General features: G+C 70.1%; 15 protein-coding genes and 1 riboswitch. Of the genes, 9 read left to right on the forward strand and 6 right to left on the reverse strand.

The features are described from left to right. Positions 1–115: 115 nt before the first annotated feature. Complete coding sequence (locus ACLQ2O_RS32765) at positions 116–922, forward strand: metal-dependent hydrolase (RefSeq protein ID WP_425839418.1); 807 nt, start codon at positions 116–118, stop codon at positions 920–922. Beyond that, positions 919–1,638 carry a leucine-rich repeat domain-containing protein gene (locus tag ACLQ2O_RS32770; RefSeq protein ID WP_425839421.1) on the forward strand — a complete coding sequence of 240 codons (720 nt, stop codon included), beginning with the start codon at positions 919–921 and terminating at the stop codon, positions 1,636–1,638. Before ACLQ2O_RS32765 ends, ACLQ2O_RS32770 begins: the two co-directional genes overlap by 4 nt. On the opposite strand, the gene ACLQ2O_RS32775 is transcribed toward ACLQ2O_RS32770, so the two are convergent. Both ACLQ2O_RS32775 and ACLQ2O_RS32780 read right to left on the reverse strand, forming a co-directional pair. Further along, positions 1,635–2,165 (reverse strand): hypothetical protein, encoded by a 531-nt coding sequence (locus ACLQ2O_RS32775; RefSeq protein ID WP_425839424.1) that lies wholly within the window; start codon positions 2,163–2,165, stop codon positions 1,635–1,637. The genes ACLQ2O_RS32770 and ACLQ2O_RS32775 overlap by 4 nt on opposite strands. Positions 2,166–2,305: 140 nt before the next feature. Continuing rightward, entirely contained in the window at positions 2,306–3,493 is a 1,188-nt protein-coding gene (locus ACLQ2O_RS32780) for a hypothetical protein (protein ID WP_425839427.1), read from the reverse strand. A gap of 349 nt (positions 3,494–3,842) precedes the next feature. On the opposite strand from ACLQ2O_RS32780, the gene dapA reads away from it, so the two are divergent. The 3 genes from dapA to ACLQ2O_RS32795 all read left to right on the forward strand — a co-directional run bounded on the left by dapA (position 3,843) and on the right by ACLQ2O_RS32795 (position 7,579). Further along, entirely contained in the window at positions 3,843–4,757 is a 915-nt protein-coding gene (gene dapA, locus ACLQ2O_RS32785; RefSeq protein ID WP_425839430.1) for a 4-hydroxy-tetrahydrodipicolinate synthase, read from the forward strand. Continuing rightward, positions 4,754–6,448, forward strand: coding sequence for a ribonuclease J (locus ACLQ2O_RS32790; RefSeq protein WP_425839432.1), 1,695 nt, complete (start codon positions 4,754–4,756; stop codon positions 6,446–6,448). The genes dapA and ACLQ2O_RS32790 overlap by 4 nt, the downstream gene beginning before the upstream one ends. A gap of 99 nt (positions 6,449–6,547) precedes the next feature. Further along, a complete protein-coding gene (locus tag ACLQ2O_RS32795; RefSeq protein WP_425839435.1) occupies positions 6,548–7,579 on the forward strand; it encodes a LacI family DNA-binding transcriptional regulator in 1,032 nt (343 codons plus the stop codon). A 123-nt stretch (positions 7,580–7,702) separates the two neighbouring features. On the opposite strand, the gene ACLQ2O_RS32800 is transcribed toward ACLQ2O_RS32795, so the two are convergent. Then, positions 7,703–8,785 carry a fatty acid desaturase family protein gene (locus ACLQ2O_RS32800; protein ID WP_425839438.1) on the reverse strand — a complete coding sequence of 361 codons (1,083 nt, stop codon included), beginning with the start codon at positions 8,783–8,785 and terminating at the stop codon, positions 7,703–7,705. Between the two features lie 114 nt (positions 8,786–8,899). After that, positions 8,900–9,601, reverse strand: coding sequence for a GAF domain-containing protein (locus ACLQ2O_RS32805; RefSeq protein WP_425839441.1), 702 nt, complete (start codon positions 9,599–9,601; stop codon positions 8,900–8,902). Between the two features lie 135 nt (positions 9,602–9,736). Here ACLQ2O_RS32805 and ACLQ2O_RS32810 point away from each other — a divergent pair, with 135 nt between their 5' ends. Next, positions 9,737–11,269, forward strand: a complete 1,533-nt coding sequence (locus ACLQ2O_RS32810) for an alkaline phosphatase D family protein (RefSeq protein ID WP_425839444.1) — start codon at positions 9,737–9,739, stop codon at positions 11,267–11,269. A gap of 47 nt (positions 11,270–11,316) precedes the next feature. Next, the gene (locus tag ACLQ2O_RS32815) at positions 11,317–13,368 is read left to right on the forward strand and encodes a prolyl oligopeptidase family serine peptidase (protein WP_425839447.1); all 2,052 of its coding nucleotides are present in this window, start codon (positions 11,317–11,319) and stop codon (positions 13,366–13,368) included. A gap of 89 nt (positions 13,369–13,457) precedes the next feature. On the opposite strand, the gene ACLQ2O_RS32820 is transcribed toward ACLQ2O_RS32815, so the two are convergent. Then, positions 13,458–14,822 (reverse strand): aminotransferase class V-fold PLP-dependent enzyme, encoded by a 1,365-nt coding sequence (locus ACLQ2O_RS32820; protein ID WP_425839450.1) that lies wholly within the window; start codon positions 14,820–14,822, stop codon positions 13,458–13,460. 15 nt (positions 14,823–14,837) lie between these two features. Next, positions 14,838–14,951, reverse strand: a riboswitch (SAM riboswitch). Between the two features lie 285 nt (positions 14,952–15,236). Here ACLQ2O_RS32820 and ACLQ2O_RS32825 point away from each other — a divergent pair. After that, the gene (locus ACLQ2O_RS32825; RefSeq protein WP_425839453.1) at positions 15,237–16,004 is read left to right on the forward strand and encodes a DUF4184 family protein; all 768 of its coding nucleotides are present in this window, start codon (positions 15,237–15,239) and stop codon (positions 16,002–16,004) included. Here ACLQ2O_RS32825 and ACLQ2O_RS32830 read toward each other — a convergent pair whose 3' ends face one another. Then, positions 16,005–17,105: a hypothetical protein gene (locus ACLQ2O_RS32830; RefSeq protein ID WP_425839455.1), complete on the reverse strand. Its 1,101-nt coding sequence runs from the start codon at positions 17,103–17,105 to the stop codon at positions 16,005–16,007. It lies immediately after the preceding gene. A gap of 410 nt (positions 17,106–17,515) precedes the next feature. On the opposite strand from ACLQ2O_RS32830, the gene ACLQ2O_RS32835 reads away from it, so the two are divergent. Beyond that, a complete protein-coding gene (locus tag ACLQ2O_RS32835; protein ID WP_425840164.1) occupies positions 17,516–19,963 on the forward strand; it encodes a DNA translocase FtsK 4TM domain-containing protein in 2,448 nt (815 codons plus the stop codon). The last annotated feature ends 2 nt before the right edge of the window (positions 19,964–19,965 follow it).

Here is a 19,965-nt window from a genome sequence, read left to right on the forward strand (position 1 = left end):
GCGGACGACTTCGACGGCGTACGTCCGCAGCGGACACTCGCGTTGCGCTGCCGGGTTCTGTCGGTGGCCGCTGAAAGAATCGGCGGCTCACGACAGATGGGGGTGGGGCGCCGTGATGGGGCGTTCGCATGCGTTGTCCGGCTGGTGCGCGGGACTGGTGGTCGCGCCGTTGGTGGGGCTGACGTCGGTCGCCGAGGTGGTGCCGTTCGCCGCCGCGACCGCGGGGTACGCGCTGCTGCCCGACCTCGACCATCCGGGCGCGAGCGCGTCCCGGCTGCTCGGACCGCTGACCGGTTTCGTGTCGGGTGTGATCCGGGCGTTCTCCGCGTTGCTCTACTCGCTGACCAAGGGACCGCGCGACGAGGACAGCACGGGTCAGCACCGGCACTTCAGCCACACGGTCGTCGCGGCCGTCCTGCTCGGCTTCGCGACGTCGAGCGCGGGCGCGGCCGGGGGATGGCGCACGGTGCTGGCGATCGCGTTGCTCGGGCTGATCCTTACGGCCGACGTACTGGGTGACTGGATCCTGCTGGTCGTGATCGCGGCCGGCGGCTGGACGATCATCGGCGGCTGGCTGCCCGGTACGTCGGCGGTCGAGGCGCTCCGCGGCGGCCTGGACGGCATCGGCAGCTGGATCGGCGTGGCCGTTGCCCTCGGCATGTTCGTTCACTGCCTCGGCGACAGCCTCACCCGCTCCGGCTGCCCGTGGCTGTGGCCGCTGCCGATCCGCGGCGAGACCTGGTACGAGATCCGCCTGCCGAAGCTGCTGCGCTTCCGGACGAACGGGCCGGTCGAGAACCTCCTGATCGCCCCGGCCCTCGTCGTCGGCTCGGTCCTCCTGCTGCCGGGCGCTCTCGCCATCGCCACCGACCTCGCCGCGAGAATCTGGTCGACCACCTCGGTCTGGATCGCCGGCGGATGAGCCGCACGGTCAACCTCGGCGGCACGGGCCTCACCGAAGTCCCGCGGTTGCAAGCCGGCCTGCGCGAGCTCTACCTGCACGACAACCAGCTGACCTGGCTGCCCGACTGGCTCGGCGACTTCCCCGAGCTGCGCATCCTCGACCTCAGCCACCAGCCGCTCGAAGCGCTGCCGGAGTCGTTGGGCCGGTTGACGAGTCTGGAGTTCCTGTACGTCAGCGACCTCGCCATCGACGCGCTGCCGGATGCGCTGGGCGAGCTGAGCTCGCTGCGCTACCTCGGGGCGACCGACAACAACCTGTCCGTCCTGCCGGAGTCACTCGGCCGACTCACGCAGTTGGTGGAGCTGCGCTTGTACGGCAATCAGCTCACCGCACTGCCGGAGTCGCTCGGCGGGCTGCACTCCCTGCGCGAGCTGCACCTCGATCGCAACCCGCTGACCGGAGTGCCGGAGACCTTCGACCAGCTGAACGAGCTGCGCGTGCTGAGTCTGCGGGGTGCGGCGCTGACGGACTTCCCGGTGGCGCTGAGCCGGTTGCCCCGGCTGCGGCAGCTCGATCTCCGGGCCAACCGGATCACCTGGTTGCCCGACCTGGCACCGGAGGCGTTTCCGGCGCTGGAGAAGCTCGACCTTCGCTGGCTCGACCTACCGGTCGTGCCCGAGTGGGTGCACGCGCTCGAGCAGCGAGGATGCCTGGTGTACCGGACGGCGGCCTAGCTTCCGTCGTGCGGGCGGTGGTCCGTGTCCTGGGCGCGGCCGAGCAGGTACGACGGGGCGCCCCCGGCTTCCAGCGAGGTGGCGAAGCGCTGCTGGTTGCGGGTGGTGGGGAGTGCTTCCAGGAGGATCAGCGCGACGGCCAGCACGGCTCCGAGCAGCACCACCCAGAAGCTGTCGACGACGAAGGCCAGTGCGATCGAGAGCAGCAGGGCCGCCTCGCAGACCGCGAACCGGACGAACGTCGACGAGGTGAAGCGCCGCCACGACTCGGCCTCCACGTCGGCCGGCCGGCCGCCGTACGCGAGCGGAACGGTTCGGAAGCCGAGCACCTCGCAGAACGAGTACGCCGCGGCGGCGAGGGCGACCACGACCAGCAGCGCCCACGCGGAGGGGAACGGCCCGAACCCGTCCTCGGCGAGCACCAGCCAGAGCACGAGCACGATCAGCGGGATACCCAGCAGCATCGCGCGGAAGACGAGCATCAGCGAATTGGCCTGGGGACGGGGTGCGTTCAGCGGGTTCGACACGGGAGAACGCTAGCTGCTCGGGGTGCCCCGCGAAGGGGAGAAGCCCAGCGGCTCGTGGTGCGACCTTGGGGACGGACGCACCACGAGCCGGCGTGCTCGCGGTTGGCTGTCGCGGGAAGGGGGGCAGCCACCTGCGAGGGTCAGGCCGCGGCGGGGACCGCCGGGGCGTCGGGGGCGACGAGCGTGGGCAGGGCGGCGTCGAAGCGGGCCATGAAGTTCCGGCTCGGCAGGATGCGCCGCTGGTTGCGCGCGTCGGTGGCCAGGTCGGCACCCCACTCGCTGGAGTGCAGGCGCTGGTTGGGCGTGCCGTGGTGCCCGACCGAGGTGAAGCCGCAGTCACCGATGTTGTACGATATCTCGCCGAACTGCCGGATCTGCCGGCGGTTCAGGTTGGCGCCCTTGGCGTGACCGAGGAAGTAGCCGCTGAACGAGTCGGCCATCAGTTCGATCCGCCGGGTCGCCTCCGGTGTCGTCAGACCGGCCTCGTCCAGGCCGTTGGCGAACTGGACCTGGTGACCGAACTCGTGCGCCAGCACGGCCTGCGGCGCGACCTTGCCGAGCTGGATCCAGTCGAAGCCCTGCAGTACGCCGTCGCCCATCACGATCGTCCGGGGCAGCGCCGCGATCGCCGGATTCGGGTCGCCGACGGGGTTGAAGGCGAAGGCGTTCGCGCTGATCACCGGAAGGTTCGGGCCGAACCGCGCGACCAGACTCCGGTACCAGTCGACGTACTGCTGCGAGAACTGCTCCGCCGTCGCCTGGTCGGTGTCGAACAACTGCCGGTACGTCTTCACCAAGGCGGCCTTGTCGCCCATGATCGAGCTGTGCATCGGCACCATCTGAACCTTCCGGGCGTCGATGTCCCAGAAGCCCTTCAGATCCTTGAACGTCTTGGTCAGCCGCTGGGTGTACTCGCCGTGCAGCCCGTAGCTCGGGTGCCGGTCGGGCACGTTGACCATGCTGGCGTAGCCGGGCATGTTGGTCAGGATCGAGGCGAGCAGCATCAGCAGGTCGTTCGTGGTCCAGCCGGTGAGCTGGGCGTTGAGCCAGTTGCTGAACGGTGTCGCCGCGCACTCGTACTCGTCCGGGTTGATGGCGCCGAGAACGGCTGCCTGCACCGGTGACAGCTCGATGCCGAGCTCGTCGGCCCTCGCCTCGGCGGCATCCAGCACCTGCGGCGTCACGAACGCGCGGACGTCTTCGATCGTCGGAGCAGCGACTGGTTGCGGGGCGGCGACCGGCGCGGCCTCGGCCGCGGGCACCGACAGCATCGCGGCGGTCAGGCCAACGGTCGCGGCCAGGGCGGGCCAGATCAGGAACTTCTTCATGACACTCCTCGAGAAGTCGCCGGGCGGACCGGCTCCAGGGGGACTGGCCACAGCGTCGCACCGGGTGGCCCTCGCGTCGCCGGATCGGCCCTGGCGGAATCCGGCATGGCAGAAAGCTGACGCTGACAGGCCTGTGCCGCCGAAAACCCCTGCCTGATCGACAGAACGTAGTGATTCGGTGACACTGGGTACGGACAGAAACTTTTTCTGATTTTCTCCCTCGAAGCTGTAACGACTGCGGGGCCCGGCCCGATAGGACGAGTGAGCCTGGTGGCTGCCCGGACCCCCGAGCGGACAGCCGCCAGGCCTACTCATTTCCTGAGGCGCTCGGAGCGGTAATCTGACCCCCATGTCCTCAAGCCCACTTCCTGCGTCTTCGGCGCCGCCTTTCGGCCGGCTGACCACGGCGATGATCACCCCGTTCCGGCCGGACGGCTCGCTCGACGTCGAGGCCGCGCAGAAGGTCGCCGGGTACCTCGCCGACCAGGGCAACGACGCACTGATCGTCAACGGCACCACCGGCGAAGCACCGACCACCTCCGACGCCGAGAAGGACCAGCTGGTCCGCGCCGTCGTCGAGGCTGTCGGTGACCGCGCGCAGGTGATCGCCGGGGTCGGGACCAACGACACCGCGCACACGATCGAGCTGGCCAAGGCCGCCGAAGCCGCCGGCGCGCACGGGCTGCTCGTCGTCACGCCGTACTACAACAAGCCCCCGCAGGAAGGCCTGAAGGCGCACTTCACCGCGGTCGCCGACGCGACCGGCCTGCCGAACCTGCTGTACGACATCCCCGGCCGCGCCGGGGTCGAGGTGAAGACCGAGACGCTGATCGCGCTGGCCGACCACCCGCGGATCGTCGCGGTCAAGGACGCCAAGGGCGACGTCGCCGCGGCCACCAAGGTGCTCGCGAACACCGACCTGGCCTACTACTGCGGCGCCGACGAGCTCAACCTGGCCTGGCTGTCGATCGGTGCGGCCGGCATCGCCAGCGTCGTCGCGCACGCCGCGAGCCCGCAGTACCGGCAGTTGATCGACGCCGTCGTCGCACAGGACCTGGTCACCGCCCGCGAGATCGACCGGAGCCTGATCCCGGCGGTCGAGGCGATCATGACCCGCACCCAGGGCGCGATCATGGTGAAGGCGGCGCTCAAGCTGCTCGGCGTGATCGAGCACTCCGTCGTACGGCTTCCGCTGGTGGAGGCCACCCCCGCGCAGGTCGATGCGCTGACCACAGATCTCAAGACGTCAGGACTGGTTGCATGAGCCATCCCCACCCCGACCTGTCCGCCCCGAAGCCACTGGCCCCCGGCGCCCTGCGGGTGATCCCGCTCGGCGGCCTCGGCGAGGTCGGCCGCAACATGACCGTCTTCGAGTACGACGGCAAGCTGCTGATCGTCGACTGCGGCGTGCTGTTCCCGGACGAGAACCAGCCCGGTGTCGACCTGATCCTCCCGGACTTCCAGCCGATCCGGGAGCGTTTGGACGACATCGTGGCGGTCGTCCTGACGCACGGGCACGAGGACCACATCGGCGGCCTGCCGTACCTGCTGCGCGAGCGTGGCGACATCCCGGTGCTCGGCTCCCAGCTGACCCTGGCGCTGCTCGACGGCAAGCTCAAGGAGCACCGGCACCGCAACGTGCCGCAGCAGACCGTCGCCGAGGGCGAGACGGTCCGGCTCGGGCCGTTCGAGTGCGAGTTCGTCGCGGTCAACCACTCGATCCCGGACGCGCTCGCGGTGGCGATCCGGACGCCGGCCGGCCTGGTCCTGCACACCGGTGACTTCAAGATGGACCAGCTGCCGCTGGACAACCGGATCACCGACCTGAACGCGTTCGCCCGCCTCGGCGACGAGGGCGTCGACCTGTTCTGCGTCGACTCCACGAACTCCGAGGTGCCCGGGTTCACCACCCACGAGCGCGACATCGCGCCGGTGCTCGACCGCGTCTTCACCAACGCGCGGAGCCAGCGCATCATCGTGGCCTGCTTCGCCAGCCACGTGCACCGCGTCCAGCAGGTGATGGACGCGGCGGTCAAGCACCGCCGCAAGGTCGCGTACGTCGGCCGCTCGATGGTCCGCAACATGGCCGTCGCTCGGGACCTGGGCTTCCTGAAGGTGCCCGGCGACACCCTGATCGACATGCGCGAGCTGGACAACTACCCGCCGGAGCAGGTCGTACTGGTCTCCACCGGTTCGCAGGGCGAGCCGATGTCGGCGCTGTCGCGGATCGCGGCCAACGACCACCACGTGGTGCACATCCAGCCCGGCGACACCGTCGTACTGGCCTCGTCGCTGATCCCCGGCAACGAGAACTCGGTCTACCGGGTGATCAACGGCCTGACCCGGCACGGCGCGAACGTGATCCACAAGGGCAACGCGCTGGTGCACGTGTCCGGGCACGCCTCGGCCGGCGAGCTGCTCTACTGCTACAACATCGTCAAGCCGCGCAACGTGATGCCGGTGCACGGCGAGATCCGGCACCTGCACGCGAACGCGGAGCTGGCACGGCAGACCGGCGTACCGGCCGAGAACGTCGTGGTCGTCGAGGACGGCGTGGTCGTCGACCTGGTCGAGGGCAGGGCGGTCGTCGCGGGCAAGGTGGAGTGCGGGTACGTGTTCGTCGACGGGTCGACCGTCGGCGACATCACCGAGACCTCGCTGAAGGACCGGCGGATCCTCGGCGACGAGGGTTTCATCTCGGTGATCGCCGTGATGGACTCCGTCACCGGCAAACTGACCGCGGGACCGGAGATCCAGGCCCGTGGGTTCGCCGAGGACGACACCGTCTTCGACGACCTGAAGCCGAAGATCGAGGCGGAGATCGAGAAGGCGATCGGGAGCGGGGTGGACGACATGTACCAGCTGCAGCAGGTGATCCGCCGCGTGGTCGGCAAGTGGGTCAGCGACACGCACCGTCGCCGGCCGATGATCATTCCCGTTGTCGTGGAGAGCTGACGCTTTATGGGAGGGGTGGGCCGTGAGTGAGCGAAGCGAACGAACCAACCAGCAGAGCAGTAAATACTCACAGGCGCCCGCAGCGAAGCGAGGACGCCTGTGAGTATCACCGGTGTCAATGGAGCCGGGCAGCGCCGGCCCACCATGAAAGAGGTCGCGGCCCGGGCGGGGGTGGCGCTGAAGACCGTCTCCCGGGTGGTGAACGAGGAGCCGAACGTCAGCCCCGAGCTGACCGCGAAGGTCCAGGCCGCGATCAAGGACCTGAACTACACGCCGAACGAGTCGGCCCGGATGCTGCGCCGCGGCCGGACCGGCACGATCGCCGTGGTGATCCGCGACATCGGCGACCCGTTCTTCGCCTCGCTCGGCCGGGCGGTCGAGTTGTGGGCCCGTTCCAGCGGCTCGGTCGTGATGATCGGCCTGACCGACGAGGACCCCGAGCGTGAGCGGGACGTCTGCCTGGAGTTCGTCGCCCGGCGCCCGGACGCGCTGATCATGGCGCCGATCGGGGAGACCCAGGAGTACCTGGCCCCGCACGTCGACGCCGGAATGGCGGTCGTCACGATCGACCGGCCCGCGCACGGCATCGAGGCGGACGCCGTCCTCGCGGACAACGCCGGCGGGATCGACCAGGCGATCGACCACCTGATCCGCCAGGGTCACCGCCGGATCGCGTACCTCGGCGACGACGAGCGGATTTTCACCGCCCGCGAACGCGTCGTGGCCTACCGCGCCGCGATGGCCCGGCACCGGATCGAGGTCGACGAGGACCTGGTCCACCTGTCCGAGCCGACCACCGAGGGCATCGGGATCACGCTGTCCGCCGTACTGGATCGTCCGGAGCCGGCGACCGCGCTGCTGTCGGCGAACAACATGACCACCGCCGAGGTCCTGCGCGGCATGGCCGGGCGCCGCGACCGGGTGGCTCTGGTGTCCTTCGACGACCTGGCTCTGGGCGACCTGTTGAGCCCTGGCCTCACCGCTGTCGCCCAGTCCGCCGACGTGATGGCCCGGACGGCGATCCAGCTCATGACGGAGCGTCTCCCCGAGCCGCACCGTCCCGGCCGGACTGTTCGGGTGCCGGTGAAGCTGACGATTCGTGGGTCGGGGGAGATCCCGCCCGCCAGCTGAGCGCGGTCAGCGCACCGGCCGCGCAGAGGGCCGCCGTCCAGCCAAACGGCACGGGAAGGGCCGCGGCCGATGATGCGCTGGCCGCGGCCCTTCCGTTGCTGACGAGCTAGTGGGAGCTCCCGCCTAGCTGGCAGCGGGTGCGCGCATGGCCGCCGACAGCGGGCACTGGAACGGGTCCCGGGCGCGCAGGCCGACGTTGTTGAGGTAGTCGATGACGATCCCGTAGGACTCGAAGAAGCCGACCTCGGTGTACTTCACCTTGTGCTTGGCGCAGTACTCGCGGACGATCGGCCGGACGTGCCGCAGGGTCGGTCGCGGCATGCTCGGGAACAGGTGGTGCTCGATCTGGTAGTTCAGGCCGCCCATCAGGAAGTCGACGACGACCCCGCCGCGGATGTTGCGCGACATCAGCACCTGGCGGCGCAGGAAGTCGAGCTTCATGGTGGCCGGGACCAGCGGCATGCCCTTGTGGTTCGGGGCGAACGACGCGCCGAGCATGACGCCGAACAAGGCGAGCTGCAGGCCGAGGAAGGCCGCGGCCTTGCCGGGCGGGAGCAGCAGGAACAGGACGGCGACGTAGCCGGCCAGCCGGGTCACGACCATCGCGGCCTCGATCCGCTGGAGCTTGGTCGCGTCGCGCCGGATCAGGTGCTGGAGGCCGGCGACGTGCAGGCTCAGGCCTTCCAGGGTCAGCAGCGGGAAGAACAGCCAGCCCTGCCGGTCGCCGAGCCACTTGATCAGACCGGTCCGGCTCGCGACGTGGTCGGGGGTGAAGGCGACCACGCCGATGGCGATGTCGGGGTCCTTGCCGATCTGGTTCGGCGCGTTGTGGTGCTTGCTGTGCTTGCCGCGCCACCAGTCGATGCTCATCCCGGCCAGGCCACCGGCCAGGATCCGGGCGGTCCAGTCGTTCCAGGCCGCGGAGTCGAAGATCTGCCGGTGCGCGCTGTCGTGGCTGAGGAAGGCGACCTGGGTCAGCACCATGGCCAGCGCACCGGCCATCAGCAGCTGGAACCAGGAGTTGCCGAGCAGGATGAATCCGGTGACGATCCCGCCCAGTGAGAGCAGCACGAGCCCGATCCGGGTCCAGTAGTACCCGTACCGTCGCTTCAGCAGTCCGAGGTCGCGGACCGTGTGGGACAGGTCGGTGTAAAGACTGGTGAACCGCTGTTGCGGTCTCGAATCGTCAATGACGGTCTGCGACAAAGAAAACGCCTCGTTCCCTGGAGTGCATCGGTCGATGCGCTACCGGGTCCGGGGCAGCGCCACGAGTAAGTGGCTGTATGGCTCAACGGAACCACGCCCCGAGGCGACACGCAACTAATGGGCCAGCAGTGTGGACGTTCTCAGTGATCCTTCCAACACTCCCTGTGCGACCGTGGTCAGGCCCTGACCGGTGCCGCGGGCGTACGAGCGCATCGCCGTGAAGGCGGCGGACAGGGTCAGGCCGGCCCGTTCGGCGAGCATCCCCTTGGCCTGCTCGATCTGGACACGGCTGTCCAGGGCGTGCTGGAGCTGGCTGGTCAGCTCGACGTACCCACGCATCTCGCGCTCGTGCAGAAGGCCGATGGTGGCCATGTCGGCGAGCGCCTGGCCCAGCGCTGCATCCTGCTGGCCGAGCGGCGCGGGGTCGCAGCGGTAGAGATTCATCACACCGATCACCTGGCCGCGCAGCCGCAGCGGCAGGGCGTGGGCCGACAGGTAGCCACCGGAGCTGGCGAGCTCCGGCCAGCGGCTGATGTCGGCGTCGATCACCGCCTGCCCGGTCCTGAAGCACTCCAGGCAGGGCCCTTCTTCGTGCTGCTGCTCGACCAGTTCGAGGATCTCGGCCCGGTCGTCCGACGAGGCCATCACGTGCAGTACGCCGTGGTCGTCGGCCAGCATCAGCCCGGCGGCGTCGACCGCGAGCAGCTCGACGCTGGCCTCGGCCAGGATGCCCAGGAAGTCGACCAGGTCGAACTCGTCGACGAGGGTGTCGGCGAGGAGGACGAAGACCTGCGCGAGACGGCGTTCCCTGCTCATGCGCTGATCGTCCCTTCCTCGGTCGGTGCCTCCATCATCGGGTGCACCACAAGCCCCGGACCAGCGTGCCTGAGTTGTCAGTCAGTTCGCCTCGCGGTCACGCGGCGGTCACCCGCGAGGAGCACCTTCGGACCCATGAACCTGAGCCGCCGCCAGCTCTTGGCCGTCACCTCCGTGGCGGGCGCTTCGCTCGCCGTACCGGGTGTCGCTTCCGCCGCCGTACCGTCCGTCGTCCGCCGCGACCGCCCGGCCCTGCCGTCGGGCCTGATGAGCGGGGACGTGACCGCGAACTCCGCCGTCGTCTGGTCGCGCACCGACCGCCGCTCGCGCCTCGTCGTCGACCTGACCAGCAACGGCCGGTTCGACCGGGCGATCCGCCTGCGCGGTCCGGTCACCGGCCCGGACGACGACTTCACCGCCCAGCTGCCGCTGAAGGGGCTGCGGCCGGGCCAGCGCTACGACTACCGGGTGTCGTTCGAGGACGCTTACGGCCGCCGCGGCGAGAGCCTCGAGGGATCCTTCAGTACGCCGGGCCGCAACCGCGGCGTCAGCTTCGTCTGGACCGGCGACACCGTCGGCCAGGGCTGGGGCATCAACCCGGACCTCGGCGGCATGATCGCCTACCGCGCGATGCACCGGACCAACCCGGACTTCTTCCTGCACTCCGGCGACAACATCTACGCCGACGGACCGATCGCGGCGTCGGTGACGGTTGCCGACGGCACCGTGTGGAAGAACGTGGTGACCGAGGAGGTCTCCAAGGTCGCCGAGACGCTCGCGGAGTACCGCGGCCGGTACAAGTACAACCTGCTCGACCACAACGTCCGCGACCTGTACGCCGACGTACCGATCGTCAGCCAGTGGGACGACCACGAGACCGTCAACAACTGGTACCCCGGCGAGATCCTGACCGACCCGCAGTACACCGAGAAGCGGGTCGACGTGCTCGCCGCGCGGGCGAAGAAGGCGTTCCTGGAGTACCTGCCGATCGCGCACCAGGGCGGCAAGGAACGGGTCTACCGCAAGGTCAGCTACGGCCCGCTGCTCGACGTGTTCTGCCTCGACATGCGGACCTACCGCGGCGCGAACCCGGCGCCGGGTGTCACCGGTCCGGTCGCGATGCTGGGCGCCGAGCAGGCCGCCTGGCTGGTCCGCGAGGTCGCGTCGTCGAAGGCCGCGTGGAAGGTGATCGCGAGCGACATGCCGCTCGGCGTACTGGTTCCGGACGGCGACCTGATCGAGGCCGTCGCGAACGGCGTCGCCGGTGCGCCCGGTGGCCGTGAGCACGAGATCGCCTGGGTGCTCAGCCAGTTCAAGCGCCGCAAGGTGAAGAACACGATCTGGCTGACCGCGGACGTGCACTACTGCGCCGCCCACCGCTACGACCCGTCGAAGGCCGCGTTCACCGACTTCGACCCGTTCTGGGAGATCGTCGCCGGGCCGGTCAACGCCGGCACCTTCGGGCCGAACCCGCTCGACCCGACGTTCGGGCCGCAGCTGGAGTTCGTCAAGGCGGCCGACTTCCCGAACCAGCCGCCGAGCGGAGGCAACCAGTTCTTCGGGCACGTCGAGATCGACCCGCGCAGCGAGGTCTTCACGGTGTCGCTGCGGGACCTGCACGGCACGGTGCTCTGGCGCAAGGACCTGCCGCCTGCCCGTCGGCACTAGGGAAAACCGTCGTCGTCGCGGTCCGGCTCCGAGCTAGGTTGGTGCGCATGACCGCCGCTTACCCAACGAGCCGCCGCGACGACGTCGTCGACACCTTGCACGGCCACCAGGTCGCCGATCCGTACCGCTGGCTGGAGGACCCCGACTCCGCCGACACCAAGGACTGGGTGACGCGGCAGAACGCGCTCACGCGGGCCGAGCTCTCGTCGTACGGCGAACGCGCGTGGTTCCAGGAGACGCTGACCGCGATCCTGGCCCGGCCGCGGGCCGGCGTCCCGGTGCGCAAGGCCGGCTGGTACTTCGTCGGCCGCAACGACGGCACCCAGGCCCAGGACGTCGTGTACGTCGCGGAGTCGCTCGACGAGCTGCTCGCCGGCGGTCGGGTGCTGATCGACCCGAACACGCTGTCCGAGGACGGCACGGACTCGCTCGGCAGCTTCACGGTCAGCCCGGACGGCAAGTACTTCGCGTACGGCATCAACGAGAGCGGCAGCGACTGGATGACGTTCCGGCTGCTCGACATCGCCACCGGCTCGCCGGTCGACGACGTGGTCGGCGAGGCGAAGTTCAGCGAGGCGACCTGGCTGCCGGACTCCTCGGCGTACCTGTACGTGCATTACCCCTCGGGTGGTCGCAGCGAGGGGACCGAGACGCGTGCGCTCGGTGCGGGCGAGCTCAAGCTGCACCGGGTCGGTACGCCGCAGAGCGAGGACGAGCTGGTCCTGCGGCTGCCGAACGAGCGGCTGTACTTCGACGTGGACGTCACCGAGGACGACCGGTACGTCGTACTGCACATCTTCGAGGGCACCGACCCGCGGAGCCGGCTGTGGCTCTACCCGCTGGTGGACGGCGGGCTCGGTGAGCCGGTGAAGGTGATCGACGAGTTCGCCGACGAGGCGCTGTTCGTGCGGATGTCCGGCGACCGGCTGATCCTGCGGACCGATCGCGACGCGCCACGCGGGCGGGTGGTCTCGAGCGACCTGTCCGGATCGTTTGTGGACGTGATCCCGGAGAGCGCGGCGACGCTGGTCGAGGTGCGCGGCACGGCCGGCGGCCTCGTCACGGTGTCGCTGGTCGACGCGCAGCCGGTCGTCACCCTGTACGACGTCGACGGCGGCAACGCGCGGGTCGTCGAGGTCGGTGCTGGTGGGCTGGTGGGTCTGCAGGCTTCCGTGAAATCTGATGAGGTGTTCGTCGGCTTCTCGACTTCTGTTGAGCCGACTGTTGCCTATGTCGTGGTCGACGGCGCTGTGCGCGCACTGCCCGAGCTGGTCCCGGCGGGTGCGTCGTACACGCCGCCCTCTGTGGTGGTCGAGCGGCGGGTCGAGCCCGGCCGTTCGGTGCCCTACTACGTGATCAGCCGCAGTGACCTGCCCTTGGATGCGCCGCGGCCCACGCTGCAGTGGGGGTACGGCGGCTTCCGCATCCCGGTCTTCGCCGACTACCGGCCGGGCTGGCCCGCGTGGCTGGCTGCTGGGGGAGTGCTCGTGGTCACCAACCTGCGGGGCGGTGGCGAGTTCGGCAGCGAGTGGCACGACGCCGGGCGGCTGGCGAACAAGCAGAACGTCTTCGACGACTTCATCGCGGTCGCCGAGCACCTGGTTGCTGACGGCGTGACCACACCGGCGCAGCTGGCGATCCACGGCCGCAGCAACGGTGGCCTGCTGGTCGGAGCGGTGATGGCGCAGCGGCCTGACCTCTTCGCTGTCGCACTGCCTGGCGTCGGCGTACTGGACATGCTGCGGTTCCACCTCTTCACCGTGGGAGCAGGCTGGGCGTCGGACTACGGTCTGCCCGACGACCCGGCCCAGTTCGAGGACCTGCTGGCCTACTCACCACTGCACAACCTGCACGACGGTACGGCGTACCCGGCGACGCTCGTGGTCACCGGTGACCACGACGACCGGGTGGTGCCGCTGCACAGCCACAAGTTCATCGCCGCGCTGCAGCACGCGCAGGCGGGGGACGCTCCGGTGCTGAGCAGGATCGAGGTCGACACCGGCCACGGGTTCGGGAAACCCGCCGCCATGGTCGCCTCCGAGTGGGCCGACCTGCTGGCGTTCGCCGCTCACCACACAGGTCTTTCGCCGGAGCTGTAGCACTCACCAACCCGTTGGCTGGGTCGCCTTGGACGGCCTCGCCGAGCGGTGGGTCGGCCTTCGTCGGCGGGTTGGTGAGTGGTGGAGGTTCACCAGATCCGGGGAGCCTCGAGGTCGCGCGGGTCGTCGGCCGGCTGGCAGCCGTGGGCCGACTCCTCGTACTGGTGCTTCGAGCCCTGCGTGGCCAGCGTGCGGACCGCGTTGACGAGGCGGTCGACGTGCTCGCGGGTCGTGCCGAGGCCGAGGCTCGCCCGGACCGCCGTAGCGTGCTCGGGGGAGTCCTGCAGCAGGTGGCCGACCAGCGGGTGCGCGCAGAACTTGCCGTCGCGGACGCCGATGCCGTACTCGGCCGAGAGCGCCGCGCTCGTGAGGGTGGAGCTGATCCCGGCAACGGTGAAGCAGACAGTGCCGACGCGGTCGGCGTCCGCACCGAAGATGTCGTACGTCGTGACGCCGTCGATCTGGGCCAGGCCGGTGCGGAGCCGGGCGAGCAGGCTGCGCTCGTGCTGCTCGATCGCCTCACGGTGCCGGCTGATCGCGGCGCACGCGGCGGCCAGGGCGATCGCGCCGATGACGTTGGGGGAGCCGCCCTCGTGGCGGGCCGGGCCCTCGTTCCAGACGGTGGCGTCGGCGGTGACGGAGGAGGTCGCGCCACCGCCGTAAAGGTAGGGGGCGGCGGCGTTGAGCCAGTCGGCCCGGCCGATCAGCGCGCCGGCGCCGTACGGGGCGTAGAGCTTGTGGCCGGACAGGGCGACCCAGTCGACGTCCAGCTGCTCGATGTTCACCTCACGGTGCGGGGCGAGCTGGGCGGCGTCCAGACAGATCCGGGCGCCGTGGGCGCGGGCCACGGCGGTCAGCTCGGCGATCGGGAAGATCTCACCGGTCACGTTGCTCGCGCCGGTCACGACGACCAGCCGCGGGCCCTCCGGCGCCTGGCGGAGCGCGTCGGCGACAGCGGTGACCGCACCGGTGCTGCTCGTCGGGGCCGCGAGGCGGATGGTCCGCTCGGCCGGCCAGGGGAGCAGGGCCGCGTGGTGCTCGGACTCGAAGACGATCACGGTCGCGTCGGCGGGCAGCGCCTTGGCGAGCAGGTTGAGCGCGTCGGTGGTCTGCCGGGTGAAGACCACCTGGTCGTCCTCGCGGGCGCCGACGAACGAGTGCACCTCGGCGCGGGCCCGCTCGTACCACTGGGTGGTGATCCGGGAGGCGTACCCGTTGCCGCGGTGCACCGACGCGTACGACGGCAGCGCGGCCTCGACGGCACGGCGTACCGACTCCAGGCACGGGGCGCTGGCGCCGTGGTCGAAGTTCGCGTAGTCGGTGACCCGGCCGTCGGCCAGCGGGACCAGGAGGTCGGCGCCGACGGTGGCGGGGATGCTGCCGGTGGTGAGCCGGGTGACAGCGGCCCGCTGGGCGGTGCTGGTGGCCGGCTCGAGGATGGAGAGGATCGACATGTTGCTGCTCCCGGAAGTCCGCACTTGCCGAACGGGGTGTCCGCACGGCCTGGTCCTCACCCGGGGCACCCCACCGCGGTGGAGGGTTGCCGTCCAGCTAGCCGGGGCTTGTCGCTGGCTCTCATGACCTGCCCACGACGGTAAGCAACGGACCGGTGGATGCGCTAGCAGCTATCTCGCTGTTTGAGATTCCGTGCCACCTGCTGAGACGAGCTTGATGAGGTGCGCTCAGGACGGGCGGATCTGATCGGCGAGTCCGCCCGGCACTGCGGGCACGCGACCTGGCGCGCGAGCACCTGGACGGGGTCACGGGGCTTGATCGGGCGGGGCCGGGCGCTGATCGGTGGGAGCGGGCGCCCCTCGCTGACCGGCCCGGTCGGTTGCTTTGAGCCCCTAAGCACCTACGCTGCGGCGGTGCCCTTCCCGCTGGCCCACCCGGCCGCCGTCCTCCCGCTGCTGCGGCGTCCCTTCGTGGCCTCGGCCCTGGTGGCCGGGGCGCTCGCGCCCGACCTGCTCTACATCGGCCCGCTCTACACGCTCGCGACCCGCTACATCCACGGGAACTTCACGCTGACCCTCACGCACGAGCTCAGCTCGGCGTTCTGGCTGGACCCGCTGCTGGCGCTCCTTGCCCTGCTGGTCTACCAGCTGATCCTGAAGCGCCCCCTGATCGCCCTGGCCCCGCCGTCCCTGGCCGGCCGCCTCCCTGCCGGTGAACGCCCCAGCCTCCTGTGGATCGTCATCTCGGTCTTCGTAGGAGGCCTGACGCACGTGGCGTGGGACTCCTTCACCCACGGGGACGGCTACCTGGTCCAGCACTGGTCGTTCCTGAGCTCGGCGATCACTCCGGCGTGGGACGTCAACCGGGTCCTCCAGTACGTCAGCAGCATCGGCGGCGTACTCGCCATCGCCGTCTACCTCTACTTCTGGTGGCGCCGCACGACCGCTGAGCCAGTCACTGGCGGCTTGAGCACGGGCATCCGGTACGGCGTACTCGCAGCTGCCTGCCTACTGGCGTTGGCCTTCGCCGTCATCACGGTATGTCGTGCTGCCGCCGATTCCGACGAGCTGGTCGGTGAGGCCGTCGTACGGTTTGCGCTCACCGGTCTGGCCTCGGGCGCTGTCGCGGCGCTGGCCATCTACGTGCTCGTCTGGCAGGCGCTCCGGCTTCGCCGTACCTGATCAGGTCCGGGCGCCGAGCAGTTGCACCTTGTCCCGGCCGTAGCGGTCCCTCGGCAGTGCCATCTCGCACGTCCCCGTACCGATGCTGCAGCGGATGATGCCGACCGCGGTGTCCTCGCCGGAGTCGACCACCATCAGCAGGTGGTTGTCGTCCTCGGCCACGGCCATCACGAACTGGGCGCCGACCCACTGCCGCCGTACCTGCCCGGTGGTCGCGTCCAGCGCCGCGGTGAAGGCTTCGGCCCCACCGTCGCGGAAGCCTTCGCTCGCCACCACGGTCCGGTCGTCCGGCGTGAACCCGTCCAGCGAGTACTTGCACGTCAGGAATCTCCGCTTGCCACTCTCGAGCTCGGTGACCGCGCTGCAGAACGTCTGGGCCGCACCACTGACGAAGTCGGCCGCCGCGGTGCCTGCGGTGTTGAGCCCCTCGAACCCGTGGACGGTCTTCACCGCTGTCACCTGGCCGGACCTGGAGTCCCAGCGGTAGTAGGTCTCCGGCGCCGGGTACCCCTTGCCCTCGGCACTGAAGTAGACGAGGTCCCCGCGGACAGCCAGCACCGCGGTGCGCCCGTACTCGGGTCGCTTCAGCGACCGCTGGACCAGCTCGGTGTCCCGTGAGTCGACCCAGTAGACCGCGCTCTGGCCGGCCACGGCGTACGCGGCGAGGTCCTCCTCGGCCGATGCCACCAAGTTGGTCACGCCGGCCACTCGACCAGGGCTGAACGCCTCGGCGTACGGCTCGACCCGCCTGAGCTCGCTCGTCACGTCCCCGGTGGAGAGGACCGCGAGCAGTCCGCCGCCGAAGCGCACGACCTGCTCGATCGGCTGCTTGCCCGGCACCGTCGCGACGGGTCCTGTCCCTCCGCGGACGACCCGGTCGACCATGAAGGCCATCTGCGGGAGCTGGCCTTGGGGGAGCTTGGCGAGGTCGACCTTCACCTGGGGCTGGGCGGCGCTCGGGGCCGGCGCTCCACTCAGCGGGCCGGCCGCGCTCACGCTCTCCTGCGGAACCTTCCGGACCGCCAGCGTGGCGCCGGTCGTCACGGCAGCAACGGTCAGTCCGGCGACCAGCATGATCAGCCGGACGCGTACGTTCTTCACCTCGGCACTCCCACCTTCGTTACGACCCCCGCGTGGTCGGATGCCGCCCGGGCCCGTTTGGTTCGTCGACGGTCGACTTTCGCGCGTGATCCGGGCCCGCCGCAGGACGCTACACCGGTGGGTGGTCACGCTGTGACGCGACGGAAGGGGCAGCGTGATCGGCGTGTGACACGTGTGACTCGAGTGGTCCTCGGGGTAGCCTGCTGAGCATGGCGACCCGCACGTCTTCCCCGGCGCGGGCGCAGAAGTCGGCAGCCAAGCGCCCGAGTACGGCGCGTTCGGCGGCCGGTGGACGCTCCCGTCCGTCAGGCGCCCAGAAGCGTGGGCAGAGCGCGAAGCGCGGTGGTAGCACCGCCGCGCGGACCAGCACGCCCAAATCCGGTGCGGGAGCGGGGCCGTTCGCGGCCGCGATGATCGCCGTCGGACGCGGTCTGGTGAAGCTGTGGCTCGGCTTCGCCCACCTGCTCGGCAGCATCGTCCGCGGCGTCGGCAACGGCGCCCGCGACCTCGACCCCGCGCACCGCCGCGACGGCGCCGGCCTCGGCCTGATCGGGCTGGCCGTGATCGTCGCGGCCGCGATCTGGTGGACGCTGCCCGGCGCGGTCGGCGACGGGATCCGTACGGTCGTCAGCGGCAGCGTCGGCATGCTCGGCTGGGCCGTCCCGCTGATGCTGCTGTTCATCGCGCTGCGCACCCTGCGGCACCCGGACCGCAACGGCCCGGCCGGTCGCCAGGTGATCGGCTGGACGGCGATCTCGCTCGGCATCCTCGGCCTGGTCCACATCGCCCACGGCATCCCGCGGCCGAGCGTCGAGGGTGACCCGCCCCTGCAGGACGCCGGCGGCGCGATCGGGTACGTCGTCTCATCGCTGCTGTCCGACCTGCTGACGTCGTACGTCGCCTCGCCGCTGCTGGTGCTGCTCGCGATCTTCGGCGCGCTGGTCGTCACCGGGACACCGATCTACGCCATCCCGCTGCGCGTCCGCGCCGCGTTCGACGTACTGCTCGGCCGGACCGAGATCCCCGCCGACGCGCCGTCCGCGCAGGCGCCCACCGACGACACTGTCCGCCTGACCCGCAAGGAGCGCCGCGCCAAGGCCGCGCTCGACGACGACGGCGACCCGACGATCAAGCCGTACGACTCGCCGGTGCTGGAGGGTCGCGAGATCTCCAAGCGCGGCCGCAAGGCCAAGCCGCCGGTCGAGGAGGACCCGTACGACGTCGAGGGGGACGCCGACGGCTCCGACCCGATCGCCGCGTCCACCGCCGCTGCCTCGGCCGGTTCGGCCTCCGCTTCGGCTTCGGGCAAGTCCGGCAAGGGCGACTCCGCGCCGGAACCGCCGCCGCACACGCCGCTGCCGCAGCGCGTCGAGCAGCTCAGCCTGTCCGGCGACATCACCTACACGCTGCCCGACGGCCAGATGCTGAAGCCCGGTTCGGTGCACAAGGCCCGGACCAAGGCCTCCGACGCGGTCGTCGACCGGCTGACCGAGGTGTTCGACCAGTTCGGCATCGACGCCCAGGTCACCGGCTACACCCGCGGCCCGACGGTCACCCGGTACGAGGTCGAGCTCGGCTCGGCGGTGAAGGTCGAGAAGGTCACCGCGCTGTCGAAGAACATCGCCTACGCGGTCGCCTCGGCCGACGTACGGATCCTGTCGCCGATCCCGGGCAAGTCCGCGATCGGTATCGAGATCCCGAACACCGACAAGGAGATCGTCAGCCTCGGCGACGTGATCCGCTCGGCCAGCGCGCGCAACGACCACCACCCGATGGTGGCCGGCCTCGGCAAGGACGTCGAGGGCGGCTTCGTGGTCGCGAACATGGCTAAGATGCCGCACCTGCTGGTCGCGGGCGCGACCGGCTCCGGCAAGTCGGTGTTCGTGAACTCGCTGATCACCTCGGTCCTGATGCGGGCCACGCCGGACGAGGTACGGATGATCCTGGTCGACCCCAAGCGGGTCGAGCTGAACAGCTACGAGGGCATCCCGCACCTGATCACGCCGATCATCACCAACGCCAAGAAGGCCGCCGAGGCGCTGCAGTGGGTCGTCCGCGAGATGGACATGCGGTACGACGACCTCGCGGCGTTCGGCTTCCGGCACGTCGACGACTTCAACAAGGCGGTCCGCGGCGGCAAGGTCAAGCCGCCGCCGGGCAGCGAGCGCGTCCTCACGCCGTACCCGTACCTGCTGGTGATCGTCGACGAGCTGGCCGACCTAATGATGGTCGCCCCGCGCGACGTCGAGGACTCGATCGTCCGGATCACCCAGCTGGCCCGCGCGGCCGGTATCCACCTGGTGCTGGCGACCCAGCGCCCCTCGGTGGATGTCGTCACCGGTCTGATCAAGGCCAACGTGCCGTCCCGGCTGGCCTTCGCGACCTCGTCGCTGGCCGACAGCCGGGTCATCCTGGACCAGCCCGGCGCCGAGAAGCTGGTCGGCCAGGGCGACGGCCTGTTCCTGCCGATGGGCGCGAGCAAGCCGATGCGTATCCAGGGCGCGTGGGTCACCGAGAACGAGATCCACGCGGTCGTCGAGCACTGCAAGGAGCAGCTGCAGCCGACGTACCGCGAGGACGTCACGGCCGTCGCCGGTCCGAGCAAGGACCTGGACGACGAGATCGGTGACGACCTCGACCTGGTCGTGCAGGCCGCCGAGCTGATCGTGTCCACCCAGTTCGGTTCCACGTCGATGCTGCAGCGCAAGCTCCGGGTCGGTTTCGCCAAAGCGGGCCGTCTGATGGACATCCTGGAGAGCCGGGGAGTGGTCGGGCCGAGCGAGGGCTCCAAGGCCCGAGACGTCCTGGTCAAACCCGATGACCTAGAGGACTTCGTCGCCACCCTGCGAGGAGAGTGACC

Source organism: Kribbella sp. DT2 (assembly GCF_049844575.1).
GTDB lineage: Bacteria > Actinomycetota > Actinomycetes > Propionibacteriales > Kribbellaceae > Kribbella.

What these genes read in the sequence shown, in the direction of transcription:
- ACLQ2O_RS32765 (WP_425839418.1), top strand. Translation starts at nt 116, where the DNA reads ATGGGGCGTTCGCATGCGTTGTCCGGCTGGTGCGCGGGACTGGTGGTC.
- ACLQ2O_RS32770 (WP_425839421.1), top strand. Translation starts at nt 919, where the DNA reads ATGAGCCGCACGGTCAACCTCGGCGGCACGGGCCTCACCGAAGTCCCG.
- ACLQ2O_RS32780 (WP_425839427.1), bottom strand. Translation starts at nt 3,493, where the DNA reads ATGAAGAAGTTCCTGATCTGGCCCGCCCTGGCCGCGACCGTTGGCCTG.
- dapA (WP_425839430.1), top strand. Translation starts at nt 3,843, where the DNA reads ATGTCCTCAAGCCCACTTCCTGCGTCTTCGGCGCCGCCTTTCGGCCGG.
- ACLQ2O_RS32790 (WP_425839432.1), top strand. Translation starts at nt 4,754, where the DNA reads ATGAGCCATCCCCACCCCGACCTGTCCGCCCCGAAGCCACTGGCCCCC.
- ACLQ2O_RS32805 (WP_425839441.1), bottom strand. Translation starts at nt 9,601, where the DNA reads ATGAGCAGGGAACGCCGTCTCGCGCAGGTCTTCGTCCTCCTCGCCGAC.
- ACLQ2O_RS32810 (WP_425839444.1), top strand. Translation starts at nt 9,737, where the DNA reads ATGAACCTGAGCCGCCGCCAGCTCTTGGCCGTCACCTCCGTGGCGGGC.
- ACLQ2O_RS32815 (WP_425839447.1), top strand. Translation starts at nt 11,317, where the DNA reads ATGACCGCCGCTTACCCAACGAGCCGCCGCGACGACGTCGTCGACACC.
- ACLQ2O_RS32820 (WP_425839450.1), bottom strand. Translation starts at nt 14,822, where the DNA reads ATGTCGATCCTCTCCATCCTCGAGCCGGCCACCAGCACCGCCCAGCGG.
- ACLQ2O_RS32835 (WP_425840164.1), top strand. Translation starts at nt 17,516, where the DNA reads ATGATCGCCGTCGGACGCGGTCTGGTGAAGCTGTGGCTCGGCTTCGCC.